Consider the following 11,708-nt stretch of genomic DNA (forward strand, 5'->3'; position numbering starts at 1 on the left):
GGCCGCGGGCATGAGCCCGCGGCCCGCCATCCTCTACCGTCGCACTCGGTACGACTTCGATCCGGTCCTGGCGGAGTCGACCAAGCCGCAGCGCAAGAGCTTCTGGGGAGCTGTCGCCTTCGCGCTCTCGACCGACATCGACGTGATCGAGGTGAACGAGCCGCTCTCGGGTGACTCGTCCCTCCCGAGTGTCGCCTTCGTCGCCGCGGCGCGGCTGCGGGCCGCAGCCCGACGCCGTGAACGACCCGCCGTGACCACCTACGCGATCGAGAACCTCGATCCGGCGGTCACCGTTCGCCACCTCCCCGTCAAGGCGCGGTGGCGGTATCGGCTCCGCCACCTCTTCACACCTCTGCTCTGGCGGTGGCTGGATCGGATCGCATACGGCACCTCGGGAGCCGAAGCCCTGTACACGCGCGTGTTCGCCCGCGCGGCCCGACAACCGGTCCGCGCGCTGTTCCACGCTGTGCCGACCCCGGTGCACACCGTCGAAGGGCCTCGCGATCGGGTCATCCTCTTCCTCGGCGACCTTTCGGAGCGCAAGGGGTTCCCCGACGTGCTGTCAGCCTGGCCGGATGTCCGGGCCGCAGTTCCCGACGCACGCCTCGTCATCATCGGCCGGGGGGCGGGTGCGGGCGACGCGCTCGCGCTCGCCGAGACCGATAAGAGGGTGACGGTCCTGATCGACCCGCCTCGCACCGAGATCGCCCATGTCCTCGGCGAGGTGAAAGTCGTCGTCCTGCCCTCACGCCGCCGCCCTCTGTGGCGTGAGCAAGTGGGCCTTCCGCTCGTCGAAGGTCTGGCGAACGGATGCCTCATCGTGACGACCGAAGAAACCGGGATCGCGCAGTGGCTTTCAACCCACGGGCATTGGGTCCTTCCCGAGGCGAGTGCGGGGGAGGCGCTTCCGTCGGCGCTCATCGCCGCAGTCACCAGCATCCGGGCTCCTGCCGAGGTTCACGCGGCCCTGCCTCCTGTGGACGGGAGACGAGCGGCGCAAGAGTGGATGCACGGAGCGCGAGCGACTACCTCCGCGTGATGACCTCGGCGACCCGAGCCGCCAGATGCGCAGTCGTGAAGCCACCCGCGACGTGGGCGCTAGCCGCCTCACCCGCGGCCGCGCCGGCCACAGGATCGTCCAGCAGCCGGAGGGTCTCACGGGCCAAGGCGTCGGCGTCGCCGACCTCGACCATTCGAGCGGCCGAGGTCCCGCCGAAGTAATCATCCATGCCTGGGGTCCTGGTGATCACGAGAGGCCGTCCGGTGGCCATCGCCTCGAGTCCGACGGTCATGCCCGACACATGCAGGTTGGCCCGTGTGGCGATGGCGACGACAGAGGCTCGAGCGTAGAGGTTCCGCAGCTCCGCGTGGGTGAGGTAGGGCACGACGCTCACGCCGGCGGGCGGGTCGATGCTCGTCCTGCTCTGCACCACGATCTCGACATCGGGTCGAACCCGTCGGAGCGTCGCCATCGCGCGGAGCAAGGTCTCGGGATCGCGATCCCGGTCACCGCCGACACTCACGACGAGCGGGCGTGTCGGGTAAGGGGTGGGCCGGAAGAAGTCCTGGTCGACGCCGAAGCGGACGTAGTGCACGGGAGGAGCGCCCTCGCCGAGGAAGGCGGTGAGGGGCGCTACCTGCGCGTCGGAGAGGACCCAGAGCCCGTCCATCCGACGGAGTGCACGGCGCAGGCTTGCGAACTGCTCTCCGCCGCGCCGCGTGATGCTGTCCGTCACCCAGACCACGCCGGAGTATCGCGCGCTCAGTCCGGTCGTGGTCGCCAGGAGCGCACCGGCGTTCTCGTCCCAGGTCACACCCACGGGGTTCGAGGCCCGGCGGCCCGGTGGTAGTACGCCGATCACGCGGCGTGCGGCCCGCGCGATCGGTGTCGCAGCCGGGAGGCTCTTCGAGACGACTCCAGCGATGTGCGCCTCGAGCCGATCGAGTCCGTACGGCCACCGGTCGGGCGCTGCTCCCGCGGCGTGACGCTCGGCCCACGCGTCGAGATCGCGGTCCGCCGGATAGAAGACGACAGCGCCCGCACCGCTCCCCAAAGCCACGCTCACATCGTATGGCTCACGGACGGCGCACGGCTAAGAACCTCGATCACCGGCCCAGGACGGGTGAGAACGCGCCCGGCCGCTTCGTTCCCGCTGCGACGCCGATGGATGCGGCGACGTCCGACGGCAATCCGGCGAGTGCGGCACGCGGCGAAGCGAGCACATCGCTGCGGACGGTCAGCGAGGACGAGAGGATCGGCGTACCTGTCCACAGGGCCGAATTCCTGTCATTGCCCGTGAACGCCGTCAGCTCGGGGAGGGTCTTCACGCTCTTGGTGCCGTTGGCGCCGTTCGCCCAGCACGCGAGGTTGGCGGGCGTCGCGGAATCTCGGCGGTAGTACACGTTGCTGTCCATCGCCACTCCCAACCCCGCACCGATGAGTCGACGCTCGGAATCCTGCGCGAGGATCGGGCAGGTGCTCGAGTCGGTGCCGTAGGAGATGACGTTGTTGCGGACGGTCACGTCGTCGAGGAGCCAGGGGATGATCGACTTCAGGCCCGATGCCGGCTGGCGTCGCTCGTCCTGAGCGAAGCTGAGCGCGCGGATGGAGGCGTCGATGGTGTTGTTCCAGATGTCCACCTCGCCGCTGTTCATGATCTTGGCGCCGAGGACGTTCCGCGAAAGGTGATTGTCGGCGATGATCGCGTTCTCGCTCAGCTCGATCTGGACGCCGGTGGTCGTGTTGCCGGAGACGGTATTGCCCGTCACGCGGATGTCGCGCGAGTTGACGTCGAACCAGACACCCGACCCGTTGTTGTCCGAGACGATGTTGCCGTCGACCCGCACTCCGTCTGCTTCGGTGATCTTCACACCACCCGCGGCGGGCGCAGGCTTGAAACGCTGCGCGTTGTTGCGCGCGATGACCGAATCCGTCAGCGAGACATCTGCTGCCTTGTTCACGCCGAGGCCCATCAGGCCGTTGCCCGTCACGGTGAGGCGACGGAAGTTCTTCACGTCGTTCCACGCGTACACACCGATGGTCGCGTTGTCCCGCACCACCATGTTCTCGAGCGAAATGTCATCGACCTCCGCCGTCACCGCACCCATCATGGAGACCGTCGTCGCATACCGCTCGACACCGAATCCCCGCAATGTGGTGTGCTTGCCCTGCACCTTGAACGCCCGCGCCAGAGTGCTGGCCTCGACGCGCTTGCCGCTCGGGTCCGAGCCGATGACCAGGCGTCGGCCGCCCTCGTCGACGAAGAACGTGCCGGCGGTGACCGCGCCCGCCGAGCCGACCTGCTTCAGAGCCTGATCGTTGATCCACACTTGATCGGGGTACCCGGCGAGCGGATTGGTGCCGTCGACGAAGCGCGAGGTGTCGTCGCGGCCCGCCGTGAAGGAGACGGAGTGATCGAATCGGTGCGTCCAGCCCGTCTTCACCCAGGTGTTGCCCGACCTCACCCAGCCGGTCACCGGCGAACTGCCGTCGAACCAGACCGCCTCGCCCGGGTAGGCCTGGATCGTGAGCGCCTTGTTGAATCCGACGTAGACGTACTCCCGGTAGGTGCCGCCGCGGAGCACGATGGTCGAACCCGAGGGCGCCCGCGAGACGGCGTAAGCGGCGCTGCCGTACGGATCGTTCACCGTTCCCGAGCCTGTCTTGGTGCCCCTCGGCGCGACGAAGATCGCGCGGGCAGGCACGGGGTAGGCGGTGCTGCCGACCGTGGCGCTCCCTACGGAACCGTTCCCCGCAGGGGGTGCGGGGGGCGGGGTCGGCGTGGGGGTGGGGGAGGCGGCATCCGAGATGTCGACGTCATCGATGCGCACGGTGTTCGAGGGGGAACTCGCTGACAGGTAGGTCGAGATGGCGGGATAGCCTGCGCGAGCGATGCGCTGCGCGCTGGTGTCGTCGAAGGACGCCTGCCATGCGGGCTTCGTCGAGCCGTCCGCCCATATCCTCGCGCGGATCTGCACGGGAGACGTTCCCGTCAGCGAGAACTCTGCGCGGACGCGCGTGCCCGCGGGGAGCGACTTTATCGGCTTGAGTGAGCGGAGCACGACCTCTCGGCTACTCGATCCGTCGAAGCGGCTGATCCAGAGGTTCACGCCGCTTCTACCGAAGCCCACGCGCGCCTGGTACGAGTACTTGCCGTCCGAACGGAGTGCCAGCGAGATCGTCGATCCATTGCCCGCGGTGGTCGCATTCTCGGGCCAGAGCGTCGCGCTGAGGACCGAGTCCGTGGCCGAAAGCGAGCGGATCGATTGAACGGTGGCCGTTCCCGGCGACTGCAGAACCGCGGCGGCCCCGTTGCGCACGCTGGTGACGCGCGAGGAGGACGTCGTCCACGCGGCACCGGAGGTCGACGTCCCCCAGCCGGTTGCAACGGTGCGGCTGAAGGAGTCGGTGACTCGTGTCGCTGCCGCGGCTCCCGTCGCGGTGACGACGGAGCCGACAGCGACGAGGCTGAGCGCGACGGCAGCAGCAGTCATCCTCAATCGGGCTCGAGTGAGGGCAGGGGAAGATGACATCTCGACGTTCGCCTTCGGGTAGGGGGGCGCGGACGGAGACTCATCAGAACATGGGGCGTGCCCCAGGCCCCTCGCCATGAGACACTTTTCATCTACGCGGGGGTGCGTGGAGCGCGGTTGGGGCTGCGTCGGTGATGGGGGTCATCGTGTTGAGATCAGTGTGGCGACGTGAGTCGACGCTCCCGCAGGGACGTGTCGACTGGGTCGACGCCGGCAAGGGTCTCGCGATCGCCCTCGTGGTCCTCTTCCACTCCGCACGATGGCTCGCCGGCGTGGCAGGTGATGTGTCGGGGTGGATCTGGCTCAACGATGTCCTCGCCACGATGCGGATGCCGCTGTTCTTCACGCTGGCCGGTCTCTTCGCCGCCAAGTGGGCCTCGGTGCCGCTCGCGCAGCTGTGGAACTCGAAGCTCCGTCTGTTCGTGTGGGTCTTCCTGCTCTGGGAGGTGCTGGGGCTCGGGCCGTACCTCCTCGGGCAGACAGTCCACGGTGTCGAGATCAATCTGCGTCGAGAGGTGTTCGACACCGCGATCTCCCCCCTCGTCCCGAGATTCGAACTCTGGTTCATCTGGGCGTTGGCGCTGTTCTTCCTCCTCAACCGGGCGCTGCGCGGCCTCCCCGCAGCCGTCACGCTGCCGGTCGCGGCATCCGTGTCCATCGTCGCGTTCACCGACGTTCTGCCCCTTCCGTCGCCCAGCTGGACGGGCGTCTGCAAGTACTACGTGTTCTTCCTGATCGGTATGGTCGGAAGGCGAGCACTGTTCTCCTACGCCTCGCGCAGCGGGTGGCTTCTCCGCGGCCTCGTCTTCACCGGCTGGGCGGCGTCTGCCTGGGCGGTGACCGTCTTCGACCTGGGGCGCATCCCCGGGGTGTATCCGGCGCTCGCCTGCCTGGGGGTGCTCGCAGGCATCGCCATCAGCCAGGTGCTGCAGCGCTCCGCCCTCGTCGTGCGGCTCGGGTCGCACACCTTGCCGGTCTACCTCGCGCACACCCCGATCGTGATCCTGCTGACGGCAGGGATCGCGCTCGGCGAGAACAGCGAGATCGTGCGGGCGGCCGCGCCGTTCCTGCCGCCCGTCACAGCGTGCGTCGCGATCGCGTTGTCGCTCGGCCTTCATCGGCTGTCGACGCGCTTGCCCCTCACTTTCCTCTTCGATCCCCCGCGAGGTCTCTTGGTGGCGCATCCTGCCGACTCGACGAGCGCTGCGCGATCACGGCAGCCACGGGTACGGCCAGCACGACCAGAGCCAGGGGAAGGGTCTTCATCGCCGAAACGGCCGGGCTGAACGCCAGGTCCCACAGGAGCCGTGTGGCGAGGTAGATCGCCAGCGCCGTGCACGCACCCTCTCGGAGCGCACGCTCCAGGCCCAGCCCGGCGATGATCGCGATCAGGACGCATGCCACGAGGCCGGGCAGCCCGAACCACAGCCAGAAGTCGCCGAGCATCGAATGCACCTCGATGCCCCCGCCGAACATGAACCTGTCGACGTAGTTGTTGTGGGGGTCGTACCCGATGGCCGACATTGCGGACTTCGCCGCCGTGATGTCCGCAGGAGAGGCGACGATCCCTGATCCCATGCCGAGCGGGTGGAGGCGGATGAGGGCCTCGGATGCCGCGATCTCCGGTCGTCCGCCCAGGAGGAGCGACCCCGACTCATCGATCTGCGCCTGCGTGCGGTTCTTCGTCGCTTCTCCGAAGAACCCCTCGAGTATGGCGGCTTGCGCGAGGAAGAAGACGGCCACTCCGAAGAGGATGACGCCGACGATGTTGCCCGCGCGACGTCGCGTGGTGCCCGTCGCCCGCCCGATCCGCTGCCAGATCACGACGACGGCGGCCAGCATGAGCATGGCCGTGTTGGATCGTGCGTCGTTGACCGCGCCGATGGCGGCGAGCAGGACGACCACGACGAGCTGCGGCACGAATCGGTCGCGGCGGGCGGCGACGGCGAGGAGCAGGATCGTCAGGGGGATCGAGAAGGTGAACCTCCAGCTGACGCTGCCATCGAGGTCGGCCGCTATGCCGAGGGTCATTCCGACCCCGTACGCGATGGCCACGGCGGGCAGTCCGACGATCGTCCGCGCCCACAGCAGGGCTCCGACCGCCCCGAGCAGGCCGAGAGCGAGTGCGCTGCGTTCGATGACGGCGGACGGGAGGGCGACGCGTTCTGCGGCCATCCACCACGTGAGCAGCATCCCGGTCGCGGTGGCTGCGACCAGCAGTGCGGCGAGGGCGACGAAAAGTCGAGCCCGGCGCAGCAGGGGGAGCCACAGGGGTATCAGGAGGAGGCCCAGGACCCCGCCGGCCGGAACGTTGAAGGGGAGCGTGAGTCTCAGCCCGATGATGACGCACAGGAGTACCGCCAGGACGGGTTCAGCCGTCCACTTCTTCTGAAGGAAGGTGGCGGTTTTCGGGAGGGTCGTGCGGGGGATCACGCCCGCGCCTTCGTTCTCCCGCCCAGACGCTCGCTCTTGCGCCACCGCGATGATTGCGACACCGCGTAGGCGTTGTCGTGGTACGGGCTCGAGTCGACGCGCTTGACACCGTTGAGGACGATGCCGAGGATCCGCGTGCGCGTGGATTCGAGCTCGTCGAGGGTGCGCCGGAGAGCCTGGCGTTTCGTGAAGCGGTGTCGGGCGACCACGAGGATGCCGTCGACGACGGGTGCGAGCCACAGCGGGTCGCTCACGGCGAGGACGGGCGGGCTGTCGATCACGACGACGTCGAAGCGCGCACGTGCATCCTTGACCAGCTCCCGCAGGTGGTCGGAGGTGAGCAGCTGGCCCGGATTGGGGGGGATGGTTCCGCTCGCGAGAACGCTGAGGTTGCTCGTTCCCCAGTGCTGGATCGCGTCGCCGAACCCTATGTCGCCCACCAGGATGGTCGTCACACCGACGCCGCCCTCGAGCCCCGTCATCCTCGCGATCGAGCCGCGCCGGAGGTCGGCATCGATGAGGAGGACCCGTTGGCCCTGTTCTGCGAGGATCAGGGCCGTCGAGAGTGCCACGGAGGACTTGCCCTCGTTGGACGTCGCAGAGGTGACGAGGATGACGCTTGTGTCGCCGTCGACGTTGGCGAAGCGGAGTCCCGCAGCCACGCCGCGGATGGACTCGGCGGCCAGACCTGTCTCCGCTCTGCGGACGGCATCGGGCAGTGTCGAACCGCGTGCGACGCCCGTGACCTCGCCGAGCACCGGCGTCTCCGTGACCGCCGCGATGTCCTCGCGGGACTGAAGTCGGGTCGCGAGGAGCCGCCGGAGCCAGGCGTACACCATGCCGGCGATGAGACCGGCGAGGGCTCCCACGACGATGAGCAGTCGCGTGTTGGGAGCGATGGGGACGCGCGACTCTGAGGCAGGGCTGATGGTCTCGATCCGGACGGCCGGGCCGGAGGTGCTGGTCTGAGGGGAGAGTCCTTCGACGGCGTCGGCGAGCTCGACGGCGATCGCGTTCGCGATCCTCGCAGTGCCCGAGGGCGACCCTCCGGTCACCGTGATGTTCAAGACGGCGGAGTCGAGGGGGGTCTCCACGGCGACGTGCCCGGCGAGGGCACGTGGCGTGATCGAGAGCCCGAGTCGATCGATCACCGGTTCGAGCACGACCGGAGACGTCGCCACCAGTGCGTAGGTGCTGACGAGGCTCTGGACGTAGCTCGACCCCTGCACGAGCTCGGCTGTGCTGTCGCCGCGCGCGGGAAGGACCACGACGGACGACTGAGCCCGGTACACATCGGTCTGCGTCTGCGCGTAGCCGTATCCGATCGCGGCGCCCAGGGCGGCGAGCACGAGGATGACGAGCCACTGCTTCCGCAGCGCGAGGAAGTAGTCGTTGAGGCTCACCGTGCAGCCCTCGATGCACCCGAGCGCACGCATTCCGCACGGACGACGTCATCCACCATGGCAGATCCCCCCAAGCATCCCGTCCGCCCCAACGGCCCCAGCGGACGCTTCTTCCACTTCGCATTCTACGGGGTCGCCTCCCCGAGAGATGTCGGAAGTGTGTGAATCGTGACGGCGAGCGGTATCGTCTGACCTGGGGAATACGCAGACTTGGGGAGTCGGATGCGCACGAGTGGGTTTGGGATCAGACGTCTGGGGCGTCGAATCGCCGAAGGTGTGGACGAGGCGCTCGCGCGAGCCGTTCGGGGGGTGCGAACCGGGCCGCGCCGCAGCGTCGGCGTGGTGGGGATCTACCGGAATGCGGAGCCCATCCGCGCGGCCGTCACGGAGCTGAGGGCATCCCGGCACGAGGTGAAGATCCACCTCGGGGCCATGGGGGATGTCCCGCCCGGGATGCAGGCGGATACGGGTGCTGATCACCTCGTCGCCGGCAAGTTCCAGAACCTCAACGTCCTGGTCCAGGATCTGCCCGAGGTGGATTGGCTCGTGATCATCGACGACGACGTCGTCCTTCCGCATGGGTTCCTCGATCTGGCGATCGAAGTGTGCGAGCGGCTCGATCTTGCCCTCGCGCAGCCGGCCCAGACGCGGTTCAGCAATGCGAACTGGGCGGTCGCCAAGCGTCGTCTGCTGAGCATCGCGCGGACCACGAGGTTCGTCGAGATCGGTCCGGTCACGCTGGTGCGTGCGGATGCCGCGAAGCTGCTGCTGCCGTTCCCGGCGGACCTGCGCTGGGGATGGGGGCTGGACTTCCAGTGGGCCCGTCTCATGGAGGACGCCGGCTTGACCATGGGTGTGATCGATGCAGCCGCCGTCGTGCACGCGAGCCGCAAGGTCGCGAGCACGTACTCCTGGGACGCTGCGCAGGAGGAGGGGCGGGAGTTCCTTCGCGGCGTCGATCATCTGCCGAACGATGTGGCCAAGGGGCGGGGGCTGCGCACTTACCGTGTGCTGCCGCGCCGTCGATCCGTCGTGGCGCTGGCGGGAGAGCCGGAACGCACCGCTCGTTCGACGTGACGGCGGACGCTCGCGCGGTAGGACTCGGGGGAGTGTCGTCGCAGGGCTTCAGCACGGCTGCCCTCGACATCCGCCTTCACCGCCGCCCACGACTCCGAGAACGCACGCAGCTGGGCTGAGATGGCCTCAGGCTCGTCGACGGGCACCATGCGCGCGGTGGCGTAGCTGTCCGCGGCCTCGCGAAGACCACTGGTGTCGGCGACGATGACCGGGCGCAGGCCGAGGACGGCCTCGACGGCTGTGTTGCCGAAGGGTTCATCGATCCGCGAGGGCACGACGACGACATCCGCGGCTGCGACGTAGCCCCACACGTCGGGCTGGAAGCCCGCGAAGCGCACCGACATCCTCCGCGGCGCGCGTGACGCCTGCTGCCTCAGCTCCGCTCCGAACCACTCGTATCCGGGGAACGTGTCGCCCACGAGCGTGACATCGACCGGGACGCCGTCCCGGGCGAGCAGAGAAGCTGCGGAGAGGACCAGATCAGGCCCCTTTCGAGGGGATAAGCGCCCCATGTACAGAACGCGGAGGGCTCCATCGGTGTCCGCCCGGGGCGGCTCCGGCTGCTCCGGCCCGACGACGCCGTTGAGCACGAGGTGCGTGCGCGAGGCGAGCTTCGGCAGCGCGTGTCGTATCGTCGCCTGGCTGAAGCGACTGTTCACCAGTACTTCCCGGGCCAGCATGTGAGGCGCGTAGAGCACCCGATTCACCAGGGTGCTCCCCGAGGCCTCCGCCTCGTGGACGTGGCTGACGACCGGCACTCTGCGCAGCCAGGCGACCAGCGGCCACAGCGGGATGGTGATGGTGCTGACGTACACGGCGTCGGGGCGCACGCGGGTGATGAGCCGCCATGCCGAGCCGAGGCCGCGCAGCCCTTCTCCGAACAGCCGCAACCACCCCGACGGCCGCAGGAGCGCCTTGCGCAGGACGAGGCCAGGCGCGATCACGACCTCGGCGCCCAGAGCGCGCAGCTCGTCGATCAGCGGGCCGGCGGTGGGCACGACGACGACGACTCGCGTGCCGCCCTCCCGCAGTCCCGCGACGGACTCCCGCAACATGCGATCGGACCCGAACAACTCCGCCCCGGGGTGCGCCACGAGGACCGTCCGCAGCGCGGTCACAGCACACCGGCCATCGTGAGGATCGATGTCATCGCCGTCGTCGCGGCGCGGGCATTGGGGGTCGGGTCATGCGATACGCGTTCGCCGCATCGGGCGCGCACGGTCTCTGCCAGATCCTCGTCGCTGACGCCTTCAACGCGCGGTGGAACGGGGCACGCGGCGAATGCCTCGGCAGTCTTCGCTACCCCGGGGGTGAGCACGGGGGTGCCGAACGAGCCCGCGACGATCGCCGCATGCATGCTCGTCGTGAAGACCACTCCTGCCCCGGCGAGTACCGAGACGATCTCATCCGCGTCGAGGCCGATGAGGGCGTCGACGCCGGTTCGCTGCGCGGCGGCGGCCAGGGCGCGGTCCTCGCCGGAGTAGGCACCCAGCGAGAGGACGGCGACGGGGAGGCCGGCCAGCGACCGCAAGGCAGCTTCGATCCGAGCCTCGGGCCAGCCGTGGAACGCGGCCGCATGGAAGATGACGAGCGGCTCGTCGACGCCGAGTCTGCGACGGATGACCTCTCGGCCTCGGCTGGCTGCACCGTTGAGATCGGACAGTGCCGGGTGGGCGAAGACCATGTCGGGGGCCAGGACGATGCGCGAGGCGTCGACCCCCGCCGCCTGGAACTGCTGTGCCGCATGCGACGTCCGCACCCATACGCCGCGCAGCCGAGCGACGACTGCTCGTGCTCGAGCGTCGTGCGCCATCCGGCGGGCTCCTACGGAGACCAGGACCGTCGGTGCACCGCGAACCCAATCGTCTTCCGGGAGCCACACGCCGGGACCGGCGAGGAAATGTCTGCGGGCGAACCACGCCGCTCGCAGACGCAGGAGGCGTCCATGCCGTTCCGCCTCCGGTATGGCCATGTGGTCGAGAGCGACGGTGGTCGTATCGAAGCGCACGAGGTCCCCGCCGCCGACCAGGACAGCAGCCGCATCCGAACGCCGTATCTCGCGGAGTGGGCGGATCGGTTCGCCCGCCAGAGTGGTTCCGGCGAGGGGAGCGAAATGCGTGATCTCGGAGAGGAGCCCGATACGGCGCAGCAGATCAGCGGTCACACCCGGGTAGAGCTGGTCGCCCCAGTTGGACACGGAGTAGTCGCCGACTTGGGCGAGCCTCACGGGCGAGGTGCGAACGGGCGTCTCTTCTGACAACA

Annotated in this window: 8 protein-coding genes; 3 read left to right on the forward strand and 5 right to left on the reverse strand. The window is 68.7% G+C overall.

The features are described 5' to 3' along the window. The first annotated feature begins 10 nt into the window (after positions 1-10). Positions 11-1,039 carry a glycosyltransferase gene (locus tag QE428_RS06175; protein ID WP_307467027.1) on the forward strand — a complete coding sequence of 343 codons (1,029 nt, stop codon included), beginning with the start codon at positions 11-13 and terminating at the stop codon, positions 1,037-1,039. On the opposite strand, the gene QE428_RS06180 is transcribed toward QE428_RS06175, so the two are convergent. After that, positions 1,026-2,060: a glycosyltransferase family 4 protein gene (locus QE428_RS06180; protein ID WP_307467030.1), complete on the reverse strand. Its 1,035-nt coding sequence runs from the start codon at positions 2,058-2,060 to the stop codon at positions 1,026-1,028. The two genes, QE428_RS06175 and QE428_RS06180, sit on opposite strands and share 14 nt — an antisense overlap. A 46-nt stretch (positions 2,061-2,106) precedes the next feature. Then, a complete protein-coding gene (locus tag QE428_RS06185) occupies positions 2,107-4,494 on the reverse strand; it encodes a right-handed parallel beta-helix repeat-containing protein (protein WP_307467034.1) in 2,388 nt (795 codons plus the stop codon). Between the two features lie 173 nt (positions 4,495-4,667). On the opposite strand from QE428_RS06185, the gene QE428_RS06190 reads away from it, so the two are divergent. Further along, positions 4,668-5,819, forward strand: coding sequence for an acyltransferase family protein (locus QE428_RS06190; RefSeq protein WP_307470666.1), 1,152 nt, complete (start codon positions 4,668-4,670; stop codon positions 5,817-5,819). A gap of 1,143 nt (positions 5,820-6,962) precedes the next feature. Here QE428_RS06190 and QE428_RS06195 read toward each other — a convergent pair. Further along, positions 6,963-8,369: a polysaccharide biosynthesis tyrosine autokinase gene (locus QE428_RS06195; protein WP_307467039.1), complete on the reverse strand. Its 1,407-nt coding sequence runs from the start codon at positions 8,367-8,369 to the stop codon at positions 6,963-6,965. Positions 8,370-8,711: 342 nt separating this feature from the next. Between QE428_RS06195 and QE428_RS06200 the strand changes: the two genes are divergently transcribed. Further along, positions 8,712-9,446 carry a hypothetical protein gene (locus tag QE428_RS06200; RefSeq protein ID WP_307467042.1) on the forward strand — a complete coding sequence of 245 codons (735 nt, stop codon included), beginning with the start codon at positions 8,712-8,714 and terminating at the stop codon, positions 9,444-9,446. Here QE428_RS06200 and QE428_RS06205 read toward each other — a convergent pair. Beyond that, positions 9,371-10,564: a glycosyltransferase family 4 protein gene (locus QE428_RS06205; protein ID WP_307467045.1), complete on the reverse strand. Its 1,194-nt coding sequence runs from the start codon at positions 10,562-10,564 to the stop codon at positions 9,371-9,373. The genes QE428_RS06200 and QE428_RS06205 overlap by 76 nt on opposite strands. Beyond that, positions 10,561-11,673 carry a polysaccharide pyruvyl transferase family protein gene (locus tag QE428_RS06210; RefSeq protein ID WP_307467048.1) on the reverse strand — a complete coding sequence of 371 codons (1,113 nt, stop codon included), beginning with the start codon at positions 11,671-11,673 and terminating at the stop codon, positions 10,561-10,563. The genes QE428_RS06205 and QE428_RS06210 overlap by 4 nt, the downstream gene beginning before the upstream one ends. Between the last annotated feature and the right edge of the window lie 35 nt (positions 11,674-11,708).

The organism is Microbacterium sp. SORGH_AS_0505, assembly GCF_030818715.1.
Taxonomy (GTDB): domain Bacteria; phylum Actinomycetota; class Actinomycetes; order Actinomycetales; family Microbacteriaceae; genus Microbacterium.